This is a genomic window from Mycolicibacterium arenosum (assembly GCF_024320865.1).
Lineage (GTDB): Bacteria > Actinomycetota > Actinomycetes > Mycobacteriales > Mycobacteriaceae > Mycobacterium > Mycobacterium arenosum.
On the sequence record NZ_JANDBD010000010.1, the window covers coordinates 51,040 to 68,862 of the forward strand.

General features: G+C 69.0%; 17 protein-coding genes. 9 read left to right on the forward strand and 8 right to left on the reverse strand.

The window, feature by feature from the left end; genetic code table 11:
• The first annotated feature begins 35 nt into the window (after positions 1 to 35).
• Positions 36 to 1,499 carry an amidase gene (locus tag NM203_RS22900; protein ID WP_255062766.1) on the forward strand — a complete coding sequence of 488 codons (1,464 nt, stop codon included), beginning with the start codon at positions 36 to 38 and terminating at the stop codon, positions 1,497 to 1,499.
• A gap of 77 nt (positions 1,500 to 1,576) precedes the next feature.
• Entirely contained in the window at positions 1,577 to 1,792 is a 216-nt protein-coding gene (locus NM203_RS22905) for a hypothetical protein (protein WP_255062768.1), read from the forward strand.
• A gap of 4 nt (positions 1,793 to 1,796) precedes the next feature.
• On the opposite strand, the gene NM203_RS22910 is transcribed toward NM203_RS22905, so the two are convergent.
• Positions 1,797 to 3,332, reverse strand: coding sequence for a sensor histidine kinase (locus NM203_RS22910; RefSeq protein ID WP_255062769.1), 1,536 nt, complete (start codon positions 3,330 to 3,332; stop codon positions 1,797 to 1,799).
• A gap of 129 nt (positions 3,333 to 3,461) precedes the next feature.
• On the opposite strand from NM203_RS22910, the gene NM203_RS22915 reads away from it, so the two are divergent.
• Positions 3,462 to 3,827, forward strand: a complete 366-nt coding sequence (locus NM203_RS22915; protein ID WP_255062771.1) for a response regulator transcription factor — start codon at positions 3,462 to 3,464, stop codon at positions 3,825 to 3,827.
• Here the strand turns inward: NM203_RS22915 and NM203_RS22920 are convergent.
• A complete protein-coding gene (locus tag NM203_RS22920) occupies positions 3,824 to 4,477 on the reverse strand; it encodes a response regulator (RefSeq protein ID WP_255062772.1) in 654 nt (217 codons plus the stop codon). The genes NM203_RS22915 and NM203_RS22920 overlap by 4 nt on opposite strands.
• A 128-nt stretch (positions 4,478 to 4,605) precedes the next feature.
• Here NM203_RS22920 and NM203_RS22925 point away from each other — a divergent pair, with 128 nt between their 5' ends.
• The 4 genes from NM203_RS22925 (at position 4,606) to NM203_RS22940 (ending at position 7,890) form a co-directional block, all read left to right on the forward strand.
• Positions 4,606 to 5,649: a cupin domain-containing protein gene (locus tag NM203_RS22925; RefSeq protein ID WP_255062773.1), complete on the forward strand. Its 1,044-nt coding sequence runs from the start codon at positions 4,606 to 4,608 to the stop codon at positions 5,647 to 5,649.
• Positions 5,650 to 5,682: 33 nt separating this feature from the next.
• Positions 5,683 to 6,510: an alpha/beta fold hydrolase gene (locus NM203_RS22930; protein WP_255062775.1), complete on the forward strand. Its 828-nt coding sequence runs from the start codon at positions 5,683 to 5,685 to the stop codon at positions 6,508 to 6,510.
• 99 nt (positions 6,511 to 6,609) lie between these two features.
• On the forward strand, positions 6,610 to 7,527 hold the full coding sequence (locus NM203_RS22935; protein ID WP_255062776.1) for an alpha/beta fold hydrolase: 918 nt from the start codon (positions 6,610 to 6,612) through the stop codon (positions 7,525 to 7,527).
• 12 nt (positions 7,528 to 7,539) lie between these two features.
• Entirely contained in the window at positions 7,540 to 7,890 is a 351-nt protein-coding gene (locus tag NM203_RS22940; RefSeq protein WP_255063040.1) for a hypothetical protein, read from the forward strand.
• Between the two features lie 3 nt (positions 7,891 to 7,893).
• On the opposite strand, the gene NM203_RS22945 is transcribed toward NM203_RS22940, so the two are convergent.
• Positions 7,894 to 10,350, reverse strand: a complete 2,457-nt coding sequence (locus tag NM203_RS22945) for a GcvT family protein (RefSeq protein ID WP_255062778.1) — start codon at positions 10,348 to 10,350, stop codon at positions 7,894 to 7,896.
• A 1-nt stretch (position 10,351) separates the two neighbouring features.
• The gene (locus NM203_RS22950) at positions 10,352 to 11,623 is read right to left on the reverse strand and encodes a competence/damage-inducible protein A (protein ID WP_255062780.1); all 1,272 of its coding nucleotides are present in this window, start codon (positions 11,621 to 11,623) and stop codon (positions 10,352 to 10,354) included.
• Between the two features lie 91 nt (positions 11,624 to 11,714).
• On the opposite strand from NM203_RS22950, the gene NM203_RS22955 reads away from it, so the two are divergent.
• On the forward strand, positions 11,715 to 12,383 hold the full coding sequence (locus NM203_RS22955) for a VTT domain-containing protein (protein ID WP_255062781.1): 669 nt from the start codon (positions 11,715 to 11,717) through the stop codon (positions 12,381 to 12,383).
• Here NM203_RS22955 and NM203_RS22960 read toward each other — a convergent pair.
• The 3 genes from NM203_RS22960 to NM203_RS22970 all read right to left on the reverse strand — a co-directional run bounded on the left by NM203_RS22960 (position 12,361) and on the right by NM203_RS22970 (position 16,112).
• Positions 12,361 to 12,585, reverse strand: coding sequence for a hypothetical protein (locus tag NM203_RS22960; protein ID WP_255062782.1), 225 nt, complete (start codon positions 12,583 to 12,585; stop codon positions 12,361 to 12,363). The two genes, NM203_RS22955 and NM203_RS22960, sit on opposite strands and share 23 nt — an antisense overlap.
• 55 nt (positions 12,586 to 12,640) lie before the next feature.
• Positions 12,641 to 15,433: a glycoside hydrolase family 2 protein gene (locus NM203_RS22965; RefSeq protein WP_408633404.1), complete on the reverse strand. Its 2,793-nt coding sequence runs from the start codon at positions 15,431 to 15,433 to the stop codon at positions 12,641 to 12,643.
• Positions 15,434 to 15,494: 61 nt separating this feature from the next.
• Positions 15,495 to 16,112: a TetR/AcrR family transcriptional regulator gene (locus NM203_RS22970; RefSeq protein WP_255062785.1), complete on the reverse strand. Its 618-nt coding sequence runs from the start codon at positions 16,110 to 16,112 to the stop codon at positions 15,495 to 15,497.
• A gap of 59 nt (positions 16,113 to 16,171) precedes the next feature.
• Between NM203_RS22970 and NM203_RS22975 the strand changes: the two genes are divergently transcribed.
• Positions 16,172 to 17,011: an alpha/beta fold hydrolase gene (locus tag NM203_RS22975; protein WP_255062786.1), complete on the forward strand. Its 840-nt coding sequence runs from the start codon at positions 16,172 to 16,174 to the stop codon at positions 17,009 to 17,011.
• Here NM203_RS22975 and NM203_RS22980 read toward each other — a convergent pair.
• Positions 17,008 to 17,751, reverse strand: coding sequence for a glucose 1-dehydrogenase (locus NM203_RS22980; protein ID WP_255062787.1), 744 nt, complete (start codon positions 17,749 to 17,751; stop codon positions 17,008 to 17,010). The genes NM203_RS22975 and NM203_RS22980 overlap by 4 nt on opposite strands.
• Positions 17,752 to 17,823: the final 72 nt, after the last annotated feature.

A 17,823-nucleotide genomic window follows, 5' to 3' on the forward strand; every position in this document is an offset into this window, starting at 1 on the left:
GCCGTGGGCGGGCAGCGGCCGCAGGATCGGCCGTGATGAACGCGAACTCAGCGGCCGAGCTGGCCGCACTCGACGCCGTCGGGCAGGCGGCCCTGGTGGCCGCGGGCGACCTCACCGCGGCGGAGCTACTCGAGGCGGCCATCCTCCGGGTGGAGGCCACCAGAAGGTTGAACGCGGTGATCACCGACCTGTTCGACCGGGGCCGGGCGCAGGCCGCCGAGCTCGATCGCAGCGGCGTGCTGCGCGGCGGTGGAGCCGGCCCCGTCGCGGGCGTGCCGTTTCTGCTCAAGGACCTCGGCGCGTCCTTGGCGGGTGCACCGGAGGCCATGGGATCGCGTGCGTTGCGCGGTTACGTGGCAGGCGAATCCGCGTGGATCGTCGAACGCTACCTGGATGCCGGGCTGGTGGTGTTCGGAAAGACCAACACCCCGGAGTGGGGCAACCACTGCACCACCGAACCGTCGCTGTTCGGCGCGACGGCGAATCCCTGGGGGCCCGACATCACGCCCGGTGGATCCAGCGGCGGCTCCGCGGCCGCCGTGGCGGCAGGCGTCGTGGCCGCCGCGTCCGGCGGGGACGGCACCGGGTCCATCCGGGTGCCCGCCTCGTGCTGCGGTCTCGTCGGTCTCAAACCCCGCCGTGCCCGAACGTCTTTCGCGCCCGGCGCCGGCCACGGGCTCGAGGGACTCGTCAACGAGCACGCTCTGACCAGGACGGTTCGCGACAGCGCCGCGCTGCTCGACGTCGTCGCGGGATCGGCGCCGGGAGATCCGTACAGCGCCCCGGCCCCCGCCGGGCCCTTCCTCGCCGCGATCACCGAAAGTCCCGCTGCGCAGCGTATTCTGACGACGACCGCCTCACCGTTCCCCGGACCCGCCACGGACCCCGAGGTGTCGGCGGCCGTCGAGTCGGCGGCCGCAGCACTGGCCCACCTCGGGCACCACGTGGAGGCGGGGGCGCCGACCGTCGATTCCGACGAGGTCGCCGACGCCATCGCCGTCCTGCACACCGTGAGCAACGCGCAACTGCACGCCCTGGCCACCGAGGTGCTCGGCCGCGAACCCACCGAGGACGAGTTCGAGCCCAGTACCTGGGTGATGGTGCGAGAGGGCTTCCGCACGACCGGCGTCGCCTATGCGGGGGCGATCGCCGCGGTGCACGCGCAGACGAGACGTTTCGCGGCGGGGATGTCCGGCCACGACGTGCTCCTGGTGCCGACTCTGCTCACCGGGCCGCCGCCGTACGCGTTGCTCGACCAACCGCGCGGGACGACGCGCGCGTTCTTCGACGTCGAATTCGCCACGACGGGGTGGACGACGTTGGCGAACGTCACGGGCTGGGCCGCGATCTCGCTGCCGTTGGGCACGACGTCCGGCGGCCTGCCGATCGGGGTGCAGTTGATGGCGCGCGACGAGGCGGTGCTCCTCCAACTCGCCGCCCAGTTGGAGATCGCACTGCCGTGGGGCGATCGGCGCCCGGCGGTGTGGGCGGGCTCATAGCACTGCTTCGACGGTTTCGCGACCTGAACGGAATTTTGCTGGTACAAACCGACGTTCCCCTCTCCGAGGAGGAAATCGTGAACGTCACCATCCGTCGGATCGCCGCCACCGCTGCAGGTGTGCTGGCCCCGTTGGTCGTGCTCGCGCCCGTGGCGCAGGCAACCACCGATTCGACGTGCTCTACCGTCGTCGAGACGACGCGTCAGTGCCAGCCCCAGTACCGGGAGCTGTTCAACGCACCGTCCCAGATCGAACAGCCCATCGGGTTCCCCGGCCTGGGCTACGGCGGCTAGCGGGCTAGCCCACCGCGTCGGCCCCCACAGCGGGCGGACCCGGAATCCGTGCGCGGACAGTCGTCCCCGCGCCCGCCGCACTCGTCACCTCGAGACGGCCCGACACCGCCTCCACCCGGTCCCTGAGGCCGAGCAGGCCGCTGCCGCCGCCGGACATCGCGCCGCCTGCGCCGTTGTCGGCGATGGCGAGCAGCAGGTCGTCACCGTCGAGGAGCACCCTGATCGCCACCTCGGAGGCACCCGAGTGCTTCGCGACGTTGGTCAACGCCTCGGCGACCACGTAATAGGCGGCCACCTCGACGGATTCGGGGAACCGGCGATCGGCCGCGAGCTCGAGGACGACCGGGACGGGTGACCGGCGCGCCAGGGTTTTCACCGCGGGTCCCAGACCTCCCTTGGAGAGGATGGCCGGGTGGATACCGCGGGACAGCTCCTGCAGTTCGGTGTACAGATCGGCCATGCCGTTGATGAGGTTGTCGACCTGTTTGCGCACGGCGGCGTCGCCGTCGGGCAGCGAGGCTTCGAGCGCCCGCAGACCGAGGCCGAGCGAGACGATGCGCTGCTGGGCGCCGTCGTGCAGGTCACGCTCGATACCGCGGCGCGCCTGGTCGGCCGCGGCGACGATGCGAGCACGTGACGCCTGGAGTTCGGCCCGCGTTTCCGCGTTGCCGATCGCCGTGGCCACCAGATCGGCGAAATCGCCTATCCGGTCCTCGGTTTCGGGGGGCATCGGGTGATCCCGGACGGAACCGACGATCAGCGCCCCGCGCACACCGCCGTCGACGGTCACCGGGCAGCCGACGCCCGAGCGCAGGCCCAGCTCCCGGAGCCGCTCCGCGATGGGTCCGTCCACGGCGGCGTAGTCGTCGATCCGCGCAGGCTTGCCACTGCTGCGCACCCGGCTGTTGAGGCTGTCCCCGTCGAGTGGAAACCGCTCCCCCACGGCGAGGTGCGGCTTCCCCGCGATGTCACGCGCCGCGAGCACGACGCACTGGTCGTCGTCGAACACCGTCAGCGTGACGTGATCGACGTCGAGTCCGCGCGCCAGTTCGGCGACCGCGACGGGGTAGACATCGGTCGGGTCGGTCCCGCGCGCCACCAGCGTGGCCACCCTGCGCAGGGCGGACTGCTGCCGTGCCAACGCGGCCGCCTCGCGGCGGCGCTCCTCGGACTCGGCCGCTCGCAACCGGGCCTGACTTGCCAGCACACTGGCCAGCAGCGCCAGGGGAAGGAAGATGAGGAACGCGGGCACCAGGCTGTCGCCGTCCTCCACGTGGAAGTACACGTAGACCACGGCGCTGGCCAGCGACGTGGCCACCGCGAGCCCGAAGTTCCAGCCGGCGGCCACCACCAGCACACCGAGCAGGAAGATCGCCCCGTACGAGTTGTCCGGAGCGGTCCGCTTCATGAACAACACGAATGCGATCTCGCCGACGATGAAGCCCAGCGCCACCACGATGCCCCAGCCGAGTGGACGCGCCGTCGGCCGCAGGACCAGCGCGAGCATGCGGCTGCGCAGCCACGTCAACCGTTCGTTCATCGAACGCAGATGCTAATGCGTCGAACGCGCAGTCCGACTACCCCGTCGCTTCGGCCGCCCCGGCAGGTTTCCCGCTAGCCGGAATGTGTGAAGCCGCTCGGCCGGGGACACTCGGTTGATGTGGTACTCATGACGACTCCGCTGCGCTGTCTGATCGTCGACGACAGCGACGCCTTCCGCGACGCCGCGCGCAGCATGCTCGAGCGTGCGGGCGTCGACGTCGTCGGGACGGCGTCCAGCGGTGTCGAGGCACTCGAGGTCTACGGCGAGCTGCACCCCGACGTCACACTCGTCGACGTCGACCTCGGGGCGGACAGCGGATTCGACGTGGTGCGGCAACTGCACGACGCGAACTCGCCGGCGCCGTCGGTGATCCTGATCTCGACGCACTCCGAGCAGGATTTCGCCGATCTCATCGCCGACAGTCCGGCGCTGGGTTTCCTGCCGAAGTTCGCCCTGTCCCCCACCGCGATTCGCGACCTGCTCGCCCGCTAGAGCGACTCCAGATACCTGATGACCGCGCGCACGCGGCGATGGTCGTCGCCCGTCTCCGGCAGGTCGAGTTTCGTCAGAATGCTGCGCACGTGCTTCTCCACGGTGCCCTCGGTGACCCAGATCCGCCTGGCGATGCCACCGTTGGACAGCCCCTCGGCCATCAGCGTCAGCACCTCGCGCTCGCGGGCGCTGAGCGCGGCCAGCGGATCGTCGCGCCGCCGCGCCGACACCAGCTCCTGCACCAGAGCGGGATCGATCACGGAGGCGCCGTTGGCGATCCGGCCGACGGTGTCGATGAAGTCGGCGACATCGGTGACGCGGCTCTTGAGCAGGTAGCCGATCGCGTGGCCACCCGCCAGCAACTCCATGGCGTGGTCGACGTCGACGTGCGCGGAGAGCACCAGGATCGCCGTGTCGGGCAGTTCCGCGCGGATGGTCCGGGCGGCGTCGAGGCCCTCGGTGTCGTGCGACGGCGGCATCCGGATGTCGACGACGGCGAGCGCGGGCCGGTGTTCGCGCACCAGTGCCAGCAATTCGGTGCCGTCCCCCGCCTGGCCGACGACGTCGAATCCGGAACGGGTGAGGAGGCTGGACAGACCCTCGCGGAGGAGGACGTCGTCGTCGGCGACGACCACGCGGACGGCGTTCACCACGAGATTGTCGCATTCGCAACCGCTCTGCTACCTGCCAGCAGGAATTCCCGCCTACCGGAAAGCGCTCCCCCGATTGGGGGCCAACATCGAGGACACCGCGCGCCGAGTAGAGCACGATCATGATCATGACGACGAACCCCACCCGCGGCACGCACGCCACCTCCCTGCACGACGGCGAGATCGTCGAGGAGAACGACTTCGGATCGATGCGGCGGGTCACCGCCGACAACCTTCCGATCCTGAACCGGCTGTCGATCAAGCGGGTGCTGCTCAACCCCGGCGCGATGCGCACCCCGCACTGGCACGCCAACGCCAACGAACTCACCTACTGCGTGTCCGGCACTGCGCTGGTCTCGGTGCTCGACAGCTACAGCGAGTTCGCCAGCTTCGTGGTGACGGCCGGGCAGATGTTCCACATCGACTCCGGCTCGCTGCATCACATCGAGAACATCGGCACCGACGTCGCCGAGTTCATCATCGCCTTCCGCAACGAGCGGCCCGAGGACTTCGGGCTCGGCGCCACGTTCGGCGCCTTCACCGATGCCGTGCTGGGCAACACGTACGACCTGCCGTCCTCCGACATGGCCAGGATCCGCCGGGACACCACCGACCGCAAACTGGCCGCCCGCGTGGGCGATCCGTCGGTGCCGTCGACCGCGTACTTCCACGATCCGCACAAGTTCGACATCGAGGGCCAGCCCGCGGGGCTGACCTACGCCTACGGCAACGCCCGCTTCGCCCGCGACCAGTACTGGCCCGCACTGAAGGACATCTCGATGTACTCGCTGCGCGTCGGCGAGGACGGCATGCGGGAACCGCACTGGCACCCGGTCACCGCCGAGATGGGCTACGTCCACCATGGCGACGCGCGGATGACGATCATGAATCCCGATGGGACACTTGACACCTGGACCATGACGACGGGTGACATGTACTTCATCCCGCGGGCCTACCCGCACCACATCGAGAACATCGGCACCGACGAGTGGCACTTCCTGATCTTCTTCGACCAGCCGTTTCCCGCCGATATCGGCTACAAGGCATCGGCGAGCGCCTACTCCCGCGAAGTCCTGGCCGCCGCGTTCAACACCCACATCGACGACCTGCCGGCCTTCCCGTTCACGACGGCCGACCCGCTGATCGTCCGCAGGATCAACCCCACCGATTAGTCCCGCCCACACCTCGAAAAGACAGGCATTGCAATGGCGTTCATCACCACCACCGACGGCACCGACATCTTCTACAAGGACTGGGGCACCGGCCAGCCCATCGTGTTCAGCCACGGCTGGCCGCTGTCGTCCGACGACTGGGACAACCAGATGCTGTTCTTCCTGTCCAAGGGCTACCGCGTGATCGCCCACGATCGGCGCGGCCACGGCAGGTCGACCCAGACCCCCGGCGGCCACGATCTCGACCACTACGCCGACGACCTCGCCGAGCTCGTCGAGCATCTCGACCTGCACGACGCCGTCCACATCGGGCACTCCACCGGTGGCGGCGAGGTGGTGCGCTTCCTGGCCCGCCACGGCGAGGCCCGCGCCGCGAAGGCCGCGCTCATCAGCGCGGTGCCGCCGTTGATGGTGCAGACCGACGCCAACCCGGAGGGCCTGCCGAAGAGCGTATTCGACGATCTGCAGGCCCAACTGGCGGCGAACCGGTCGGAGTTCTACCGAGCGCTGCCGGCGGGCCCGTTCTACAACTTCGACAAACCGGGCGTCGAATCGTCGGAGGCGATCATCGCCAACTGGTGGCGCCAGGGCATGATGGGCGACGCGCTGTCGCACTACGACGGCATCGTCGCGTTCTCGCAGACCGACTTCACCGAGGATCTGACGAAGATCACCGTGCCGGTGCTGGTGATGCACAGCGTCGACGATCAGATCGTGCCCTACGTCGCGTCGGGCCCGAAGTCGGCGGAGCTGCTGCCGAACGGAACGCTGAAGACCTACCGCGACGGCTTCCCGCACGGCATGCCCACGACGCACGCCGACGTGATCAACGCCGACCTGCTCGACTTCCTGTCGAGCTAGGGGAAGCCCCGGTTTCCGCGGGAGGGTCGCGGTGCCGGGTTTGCCGTGATCGGGCCAAGCAGGTAAAGCGCGAGTTACGGGCGTGCGACACTCATGCGCATGGTCATGTCAATCGAGCGTCCCAAGCTGGAAGGCACCGTCGCCGTCGGGGGCGACCGCCGGCTCGGCTTCGCCGAGTTCGGCGACCCTCAGGGTCGCGCGTTCTTCTGGCTGCACGGCACCCCCGGTGCCCGCAGACAGATCCCCCTGGAGGCCCGCGCCTACGCCGAGCGCCACCGGATCCGCCTGATCGGCGTCGACCGGCCGGGCATCGGTTCCTCGACACCGCACGGGTACGCGAACGTGCTGGCGTTCGCCGACGACCTGCGCACGATCGCCGACGTGCTGGGGATCGACCAGATGGCGGTCATCGGGCTGTCCGGCGGCGGTCCCTACACGCTGGCGTGCGCCACCGCGATGCCCGACCGGGTGGTCGTCGCCGGCGTGCTCGGGGGCGTCGCGCCGACGGTCGGGGTCGAGGGTATCGGCGGCGGACTCATGGGTCTCGGCTCGTTCGTGGCACCCGCACTGCCCTTTATCGGTCTGCCCCTGCGGCTGGCGCTGGTCGGACTCGTCAGGTCGATCAAGCCGATCGCCCCGGTCGCCCTGAAGGGATATGCGATGGTGTCGCCGGAGGGCGACCGCAGGCTCCTGGAGCGCCCCGAGATCGGTGCGATGTTCCTGGACGACCTGCTGAACGGCAGCCGCAAGCAACTGGCTGCGCCCCTCGCCGACGTCGCGGTGTTCGCGAAGGACTGGGGTTTCCGGCTCGACGAGGTCAAGATTCCGGTGCGCTGGTGGCACGGCGACAAGGACCACATCGTGCCCTACGCGCACGGCGAGCACGTGGTGGCACGCCTGCCCGACGCCGAGCTCTACACCCTGCCGGGCGAGAGCCATCTGGGCGGCCTGGGCTGCGGAGCGGAGATCCTCGAGACGCTCACCAAGCTCTGGGACGACGTCGCGCCCAAAGGCTAACCGCGCGTGGTGATGCCGCAGCGGCCGGTCAAACCGCCGCTCTCGACGGTCGACGTCGTCATGTCGATCATCATGATGGTGCTGATCGTCGCATGCGGAGTGGTCGGCGCGGCAATGGGTTTCATGATGCTGGCGTTCACCGACAACTGCCCGCCGGAGACCTGCAGCATCGACGGCGCGGTCAGCGCGCTGCTCGGCGCGTTCGTCATCGCGGTGATCGTGGCGGTGGGAGGGTCCGTCGTCACGATCGTGCGGCTGATCCGGCGGCAGCCCGCATGGCCGTGGGCCCTGCTGACGCTGGTGGTGTGCACCATCGTCGGGTTGGCGGGCTTCGCCGGATACCTGGCAGCCGTCGGTGGCTGAGCCCTACCGGATCCGCGCGTTGGTGGGGTCGTAGATCGGCTTGAGCGACATCGTGATCGGATGGCGCTCGCCGCCGACGTTCACCTCGAAGTCGCCCGCCGAGATCCAGTCGGCGGTGACGGGTGAGCCGTCGGGGGTACGCACGTAGGTCAGGCCGACACACGCTCCGGTCGTCTCGCCCCACGCCGCCGACGTCACCTGGCCGGCGGGCGACCCGTCGCGCAGGATCAGCTCGCCGCCCCAGAGCATGGGATCGGCTGAGCGAACGGAGAATCCGACGCACCTCTTGCGCGGTCCATCGGCCTTCGAGCGCTCGACGGCGGCGCGGCCCAGGAAGTCGATGTCGGTGCTGAGTTTGCACGCGAACAGCAGGCCCGCCTCGACGGGGTTCTCACCGGGTGTCAGCTCACGCCCGAACGCGCGATAGCCCTTCTCCAGCCGCAGTGACTCGATGGCGTAGTAGCCGGCGCGGCGCACCCCGAGCTCGGCGCCCGCCGCCAACAGGTCGTCGTAGACACCGACGGCGAACTCGGCGGGCACGTAGAGCTCCCAGCCCAACTCGCCCACATAGGTGATGCGGGTGGCCCGAACGACCGCGTAGCCCAACGTGATCGGGCGGCTGGTGCCGAACGGGAACGCCGCGTCGGACAGATCGGCGTCGGTCAGCGTGCTCAACAGATCCCGCGAGCGCGGTCCCATCACCCCGAACACCGCAAGCGACGACGTCACGTCCACCAACTCGGCTCGCGCCCCGGCCGGAACGTGCTTGCGGATGTGGTCCTTATCGCGTTCGGTGGTGGCCGCGCTGCTCACGATCATGAACTCGTCGGCGGCGGTGCGGGTCACGGTGACATCGGACTCGTACGTTCCCCTGGCGTTGAGCATTCCGGTGTACACGGTCCTGCCGACGTCCACCGCCATATCGCCGGTGCACAGCCACTGCAGGGCGGCCTCGGCATCGGGGCCGACGACGAGGTACTTCGAGAACGACGTCTGGTCGAAGACCGCCACCGCCGAACGCGTTGCGGTCTGTTCGGCGGCCGACCACGGCAGCCAGTTCTGCTTGCCCCACGAGTACTCGATGACGGGTTCGGCGCCCGGCGGTGCGAAGAAGTTGGCCCGCTCCCACCCCATCCGGCTGCCGAAGTTGGCTCCTCCCGCGACCAGCAGGTGGTGCACCGGCGAGCGACGGAACGGCCGCGCCGTCGCCATCTCCCGGTTGGGCCAGGGGATCTCGTAGTGCAGGCCGAGGATCTCCGCGACGCGGTCGTGCAGCCACCGGTTGTTGCCGTTGAAGGGGGCGAAGCGGCGGATGTCGACGCTCGTCAGATCGGATGTCGGCTCGCCGTTGACGATCCACTCCGCCAGCGCCCGGCCCGCGCCACCAGCCGACGCGATGCCCACCGAATTGAACCCGGCCGCGACGAAGTAGTTCGCACACTCCGGCGCTTCCCCGAGGATGAACTGGTTGTCCGGGGTGAAGCTCTCCGGGCCGTTGTACAGCTTCTTGAGACCCGTCTCCTCCAGTACCGGGATGCGCAGCAGGGCGTTGTCCATCAGGATCTGGAAGTGGTCCCAATCCTCTTCCAGCAGTTGGAATTCGAACGGATACGGAATCGCATCCGGGCTGACCCACGGCTTCGCCTCGGGCTCGAAGCCGCCGATCACCAGACCGCCGACCTCCTCCTTGAAGTACGTGTAGCCGTCGGGGTCGCGCAGGATCGGCATGTCGGGGTGCACCCCCGCGATCGTCTCGGTCACGACGTAGAAGTGCTCGGCCGAGTGCAGTGGGACGTTGACGCCGACCATGGCGCCGACCTGCTTCGCCCACTGCCCCGCGCAGTTCACCACGATCTCCGCTTCGACGTCACCCCTGTCGGTGCTCACGGCCGTCACCCGGCCGTCGACGACCGTCGTGCCGATCACCCTGGTGCGCTCCATGATTCGGCAGCCGCGCATCCGGGCCCCCTTGGCGAGCGCCTGCGTGAGGTCAGCCGGGTTGGCGCGGCCGTCGTTGGGCAGCCAGATCGCGCCGACGAGGTCGTCGACCTGCATCACCGGGTACCGCTCCAGCGCCTGAGCGGGGGTGAGCAGCTCGCACTCCAGGTTGTAGGCGGCCGCACTCGCCGCCGTGCGCTTCAGCTGGATCATCCGGTCGTGGGTGCGCGCGACCGTCACTCCCCCGCACTGCCGGTACCCCGCGGTCAGTCCGGTCTCGGACTCGAGTTCGTCGTACAGCTCTCCTGAGTACTGGACGAGGCGGGTGCCGCTCTCGGAGGCGCGTAGCTGGCCGACGAGACCCGCTGCGTGCCAAGTCGTTCCGGACGAGAGCTGACCCTGTTCAATGAGGAGCACGTCGGTGTAGCCGAGCTTCGTCAGGTGGTAGGCGACGCTCGTCCCGATCACCCCGCCGCCGATGACGACGACCTGCGCCCGCTCCGGAAGCTCTGCGGTGGCCACGTCAGCTCGCGGCTTCGGTCAGCGCGTGCCGGAGCATGTGCAACGCCACGGTGGTGGATCGTTCGCGGATGTCACTCCGATTCCCCGGCAGCACCAGGGTGCGGGTGTGGATTCGGCCGTCGCCGAGTGCGATGCAGAAGCAGACCGTTCCGACGGGTTTCTCCTCCGATCCGCCGCCGGGGCCGGCGATCCCGGTGATGGCCACGGCGGTGTCGGCGTCGAAACGCCGTAACGCGCCGGCGGCCATCGCCTCGGCGACGGGTTCGGATACCGCCCCGTGCGCCTCGATCAGCGCGGCGTCGACACCGAGCAGGTTCACCTTCGCGTCGTTGGAGTAGGACACCACCCCGCCCGCGACGTAGTCCGACGAGCCGGGCCGGTCGGTGAGGCGCGCCGCCACCAAGCCCGCGGTGCACGACTCCGCCGTCGCGATCGTGCGTCCCGCGAGCAGCGCGGCGACCTGATCGTCGACGAGTGCTCCGTCGATGGAGAACAGTTCACGGCCGTGCTTGTCGCGAAGTACGTCGAGAAGGGCGGCGTAGCTGTCGGCCGCATCGGGCTCGTAGCGCGTCACGATCTCGAGTTCGCCGCGGCGCAGGCACGTCGTGATCTCGAGACGGTCGAAACCGCGCACCGACTGCTCCGCCTCGCGCAGCGTCTCGGCGAGGCCGGACTCGGGCAGGCCGAACATCCGGATCGTCTCCTGGCGGTAGACGGTGCGGCCGGCGATCGCCGCGCTGAACGCGTCGTCGTCGACCGCGGTGCGCCACATCGGCTGCAGTTCGCGCGGCGGACCTGGAAGCACCAGCACCGTCGGCGAGCCCGGCACCACGACCCCCGGCGCGGTGCCGACGGGGCTCAGCACGTGCGCCCCCTCAGGCACCATGGCCTGCTTGCGATTGGCGGCCATGACGGCCTCGAAGTCCACCCCGTGGCGACCGCCCATCAGCCGACGCAGGATTCCGGCGATGGTCTCCTCGAGTGCCTCGTCGAGCACCAGTTCTCGTCCGCAGAACCGCGCGACGGTGGCCACCGTCATGTCGTCGGCCGTGGGTCCGAGACCGCCGCTGGTCACGACGAGGTCGACCCCCTCGGCGGCCATGAACCGCAACTGCGCCTCGATGTCCGCTGGCCGGTCCCCGCAGATGGTGATGTGGGCGAGTTCCACGCCGAGTTCGAGCAGCCGGTCGGCGATCCACGGGCCGTTCCGGTCCTGCACACGTCCGGTCAGTACTTCGGTTCCGGTTACCACGATGCCCGCGCGCGCACTCACGACCACGACCTTACGGCGGGTCGGTGGCCGGCAGGTCGACACTCCACCTGTCGTTTCCCGACTGGACACGTGCGCGGGCTACGTTGCGGCCGTGACGACCAGCGTGCTCGCGCTGCCCGCCGTCCTCGATCCGATGTACTGGCTGGGCGACGGCGGACTGTTCGCGTCGGCGGTGCTGCCGGGCGTGATGATCATCGTGTTCATCGAAACGGGTCTGCTGTTCCCGTTCCTACCGGGTGACACGCTGCTGTTCACGGCGGGACTGATTGCCGCTCAGGAGAATTCACCCGTGACGATCTGGACCCTGGCGCCGTCCGCTGCGGTGGCCGCCGTGGCGGGCGGCCAACTCGGCTACCTCATCGGACGCACCGTCGGCCCCGCGCTGTTCACGAAGGAGGACGCGCGGATCTTCAAGAAGCACTACCTCGAGACGTCGCACCGGTTCTTCGAACGGCATGGTCGCAAGACGATCGTCATCGGCCACTTCGTCGGCGTGGTGCGAACGTTCACACCCGTGATCGCGGGCGCGTCGGGAATGCCCTACCGGGTGTTCCTCGCCTACGACATCGTGGGCGCGGTGGCGTGGGGCGTGGGCCTGACGCTGGTCGGTTACCACCTCGGCGGTGTGCCGTTCGTCAGCACTCACCTGGAGTGGATCGTGCTGGCGATCGCGGTGCTGTCCGCGCTGCCGGTCGTCGGTTCGGTGCTGCGCGCGGCGGTGCTGCGCAGGCGCGCCGTCAGCGCAGCAGCCAGCCCTTGACGGTGTCGAGTTCGCGTGAGTAAGTCTCCATGGTCCCGTCGGCGAACCTGGATCCGCCGTTGATCACGTCGTCGCCGCGCCAGATGACGCGCACGCGAATGTCCCCGCGGAGGTAGAGGTCGACGCGGTCGTCGATCCGGCGCTGCCAGCCCGCCTGCTCGCATTCCTGCGCGAGCGCCGTGCGCGTGTTCGATTCGGCCATGCGTTCCTCGTTCGAGTCATTGATCCGGTACGTCGGTCGCTCCATTGTCTACGACTCACCGGACCGGGACGACCACCGGTGGGCTGTTGTAGCCGCTGACGCGCACCCAATTGCCGTTGACATGGGCGTTCGACGCTTCGGCGCGCAGCGTGACCGACTCGCCGGGGAACACCGTGACGTAGTTGTCGCTGTACTCGATGGGCAGGATCTCGTCGCCGTCGCGGGTCTGCGTGAGTTCGGCCCGCTCGAAGAACGCCACGTCGTCGGTCGGGTTGCTCAGCCGGATGTCCACGGCGGGCGTTCCGGACTCCGTCGTGGTCCGGGTCGCACCGACCTGCAACGGCACCTTCCGCAGCGAGTTCAGCGGCGTCATGTCGGCCCAGGTGGTCTGCCGGGTCTCGAACGCCCAGTCGTTGTTGGGCTCGCCGACGTCGTCGTACCGCTGGGACTGCCAGTACACGTTCTCGCCGATGACGGTGCCCGCCGCGTCGAGCAGTTGGCAGCGCACGAAGAACACGCGTGAGTCGCGCGCCTCGCGCGGGAGTTCGACCGCGAGCGTGGCGCCACCCGATGCGACGGTGAGCGGGCCGGTGCTGCGGTCGTCGCGGACCCGGCCCCGCAGGTCGTAGACCCGGACCCGAACGCGGACGTCCTCGACGGTCGCGGGGGTCTGGTTGACGACGCTGACGCGCGCACTGGTGCGGTCGCCGGTCGCGTACGAGTCGAAGACCACCGACAGCGGGCGCAGTCCCTTCTTCGCGCCGAAGTACGCGCCGCCCTGACGCAGGTAGTAGTCGAAGATGTTGCCGAAGAACGACGGCCAGTGGCTGTTGAGCATCCAGTACAGCGTCATCTTGTGGCCGGCCCACCCCAGCGCGGCGAACGCCTCGAACTGTGCGCGCGTCGACTCGTAGTGCGCCAGTTGAGCTTTGCGGGTGAACTCCTCGGCGCTGGTGGACGGCCCGTAGCGCCGGTTGAGCACCCGCTGCACGCTCGCCAGTGCCGCGTTGCCGGGATTCGAGCCCGCGTGGAAAAACCACGTGTCGTTGATCGGCCACAGCCGGTCGGGCGGGATGAACTCCTTCAGGCTCGCCATCGGCGGGATGTGTTCGTTGTCGCCCTGCTCGGCCGACGCCCCGCGGGCGGCCCGGTACTTCCCGGAGAACCAGTACGACGGCGGCCGCCAGGTGTAGGGGCCCGCCATGTGGATGCCGTTCCACAGGCGCTCGCCGTCCGGGCCGATGGTGTACGACGACACGGAGTTCACCACGGCGTTCTGCCAGTGCAGGTCACGCAGCACCGCCTGGTACCGCTCGAGCACGTCGGGGGGCGGCCAGCCGTCGCTCGCGTTGGCCCACACGAAAGCCGACGGGTGCGAACGCAGCATCGCGACCTGTGACCACAGGCTCGCGACGGCGACGCGGTTGTCCTCGGCGTCCCACTGCGGCCACTTCTCCCACTGGTTGCAGCACATCCAGCCGACCATGAGCGGAATGCCCAGTTCGTCGGCTTTCTCGACGAAGCGCTCGGTGGGGATCTTCGACTCCAGCCGGATCATGTTCAGTCCGAGGTCGCGCACGTACCCCAGAATCGCGTCCTCGCGCTCCGGGTCGTAGCGGAACAACAGGTCCGGCGTGTAGGTCGCGCCGCGGGCGAGGAAGTTGCGGCCGTTCACCTGCAGGTAGAAGCTTCCTCCGCGGCCGAGCTCGGGGAACCGCTCGTCGTCGTCGCGGCCCTGGGTGACGGTGCGGACGCCGAACCTGAGCCGCGATTCGTCGGTGGTGCGATCGAACTGACGGAAGTCGAGGTGCAGGTCGTAGAGGTTCGGTTCGCCCATGGTGTACGGCCACCACAGGTCCGGTCGCGACAGCCAGAGCGCGTGGAAGTCCTCCGGGGTGAAGGTGACGTCGCGCCGCTCCCCCGGCGCCAGCGCGACGGGTTGCTCGACGACGACGTCGGGCTTGCCCGCGCGGGTGATGCTGGCACGCAACACGCCGCGCACCGACGCCTGCGAATGATTGCTCAGCGTGCTTCGGACGGTCAGCCGCGCGGTATCCGTTGCGGGCAGCGGCAGTTGGGTGTCGACAGTGGCATCGCCGATCGAGACGGGGCCGGACATGGTCAGGTACACCGGTTTCCAGATGCCCGCATTGCGGTCCGGGACGAACGAGATGCCGTTGGCGGGGTTCTTGTCGGCGCCGCGGTAGCCGAGGTAGTTCCAGTTGATCCAGTCGAACCAGCTGTCGGCGAGTTCGACGCCGTCGACGTCCTGCATCGCACGTTCGGGCACGACTTTCACGGCCAGCACATTGGGCCCACCCCGGTCGACCCAGTCGGTGACGTCGAGGTCGTGTTCGACGTACATGCCGACGACATCGCCCGCGCCCGCGACGAGGCGTCCGTTGAGCCACACCTCGGCGCGGTAGTTGATGCCGGGGAACGTCAGCCGGTAGGTGCTGTGGCCCGCGGGGGCCTCGAAAGTCGTTCGGTACCACCAGTCCTGCAGATACAGGTCCTGCGGAATCCTCTCGAGCAGGTTCTCGCCGTAGTACGGGTCGGGGTAGGTGCCGTCGGCCCGCAGCGCCTCCAGCACGGTCGCGGGCATGGTCTCGACGCGGTGCCACGCGTCGTCGCGGTAGCCGGGCGTCGACACCACGGCACCGCCCGCGGGCTCGTCGCGGGCGGAGGTCAGCGTCCAGCCGTCGGAGAGTTCGACCGTGGCGGGGGCCGCCTCGAGGTGGGCGAACCGCGGGATGTCGCCCGCGCAGAGCAGCAGCGTGACGACGAGGGCTGCAGTGAGGGCTAGGCCGGTGATCGAATGGAGGGTTCGGCGCAGCGCGGTCGCTATTGCCCTACCTCCTCCGACGACGGTGACGGCCCCATTCTGCCTGTCGCCCCCGCGGGTCCGCTCAGGAGGCGATGCCGGTGATCATCCGATCGCAGACCGCGACCATCTGCTCCAGCGCGCTGTCCCTGTCGTCGGCGCGCGCGATGTACAGCGCGGCCTCGTCGAGCGCGCCGAGCAGCACGTGCGCCGTCGGCCGGGCGGGCTGGTCGGGGATCACGCCGTCGACGATGGCCTGACCGAGCATGGCCTCGACGACGCCCAGTCCGTAGCGCAGCCCGACCTCGCGCCACTGCGCCCAGCCGAGCACCGCGGGCGCGTCGATGAGCACGATGCGCTGCACTGCCGGTGCCGAGCACTCCTCGAGGAACAGGCGTGCTCCCAGCCGCATCGCCGCCAGTTGGTCGGTCGGTGCATCGCTTCCGATCCTGGTCACGATCGTCGCCACCAGCTCGGCTTCGACGTCCTCGTACACCGCGGCGAAAAGACCGGCCTTGTCGCCGAACTGGTGGTAAAGCGCACCGCGGGTGACGCCCGCCGCCTCGACGATCGCCTGTGTCCCCACTCCCGCGTAGCCCTGGTCGGCGAACAGCGCCCGACCGGCGGCGAGCAGCCGCGCGCGGGTGGCCGCGGTGCGTTCGGCCTGCGTCCGGCGCGGCGACGGTTCGGCGTTGACTTTCATACAGACTGCACGTAACTTTCATACCGAGTGTTCGTAAGTTATCGGAAAGGGTAGCCGAGATGCCGCACGTGATGTTGGACCAGGGCACGATCAACTACCGCGTGGTGGGTCCCGACGACTCGCCGCACCCGCCGGTGCTGTTCGTGCACGGCATCCTCGTCGACCACCGGCTCTGGCTGAAGGTCGCAGACGTATTGGCCGCCAATGGATTTCGCTGCATACTGCCCGATCTCCCGCTGGGCTCGCACACCACGCCCGTGTCCGACGACGCGCTGCGCACCCCGGCCCTGGTGGCGGAACTGCTGCACGACCTCATGGTGTCGCTCGACCTCGCCGATGTCACGCTGGTCGGCAACGACACCGGCGGCGGACTGAGCCAACTGCTCGTCGACGCCCACCCCGAGCGGGTCGGCAGGCTGGTACTGACCAACTGCGACGCGTTCGAGCAGTTCCCGCCGTTCCCGTTCAACATCGTGTTCGCGGCCATGCGCGGACCCCGGTTGATCCGGGCGCTCGCCGGCCCGATGCGGATTCCCGCGATCCGGCACTCCCCGCTCGGCTACGGGCTCCTGCTGAACCGCGACGACGCGCTCACGGCCTCCTGGATCGCGCCGTGCATCAGCGACCAGCGCATCGCGCAGAACCTGGCCACCCTGTTAAGGGGCGTGCGCGCAACGGATCTCACCGACGTCGCCACCCGCCTGCCGCGCTTCGACAAGCCCGTCACCGTCGTGTGGGGCATGGCCGACACGTCCTTCACACCCGCGCTCGGGCGGCGGCTCGCGGCGCTGTTCCCGAACTCGACGTGGATCGAGGTGCCCGGCGCGCGCACGTTCGTCAGCCTCGACGCACCGCAGGCGGTGGTCGACGCGATCGCCACGGTGAGCGCGACGCCTTAGAACAGGTCCTTATGCGGCACGTCGGTCACCAGGCCGCCGTCCATCACGAACTCGGCACCCGTCGAGAACGACGATTCGTCGCTGACGAGGAACACGATGAACGCCGCGACCTCCTCGGACTGGCCCGGCCTGCGCAACGGCGCGGTCACCATGTCGTCGGGGAAGTGCTTCGTCATCGGCGTGCGGATGAAGCCGGGGTGAATCGAGTTGACCCGGATGTTCTTGGGCCCCAACTCGATTGCGGCCGACTTGGCCAGCCCGCGAACCGCCCATTTGGATGCGACGTACGGGTGCACCATCGGTGCGCCGCGCAGGCCCTCGATCGACGAGACGTTGATGATCGAGCCCTCGCCCGCCGCCTTCATCTGCTCGACGACGGCCTGCATCCCCAGGAACGTGCCGGTGAGGTTGACGTCGATGACGTTCTGCCACTTGGCCATGTCGAACTGGCCGATCTTGCCGAGCGCGACGATCGCCGCGTTGTTGACCAGAGCGGTGAGCTTGCCGAACTCATCGACGGCCACCTTCACCGCGGCGTCCCACTGCTCGGCGTCGGTGACGTCGAGGTGCACGTAACGCGCGGACTCCCCCAGCTCGTCGGCGAGCGCCTTGCCCTCCTCGTCGAGGATGTCGCCGATGACCACTTTGCCGCCCTCGGCGACCAGGGCCCTGGCGTGCGCAGCGCCCATCCCTCGCGCCCCGCCGCTGATCAGTGTCACTTTTCCGTCCACGCGTCCCATAGCGCGACAGGCTACCGTACCGACAATCGGAATTAGAACCTGTTCCAATTCCGAACGTGAACACGCATAATC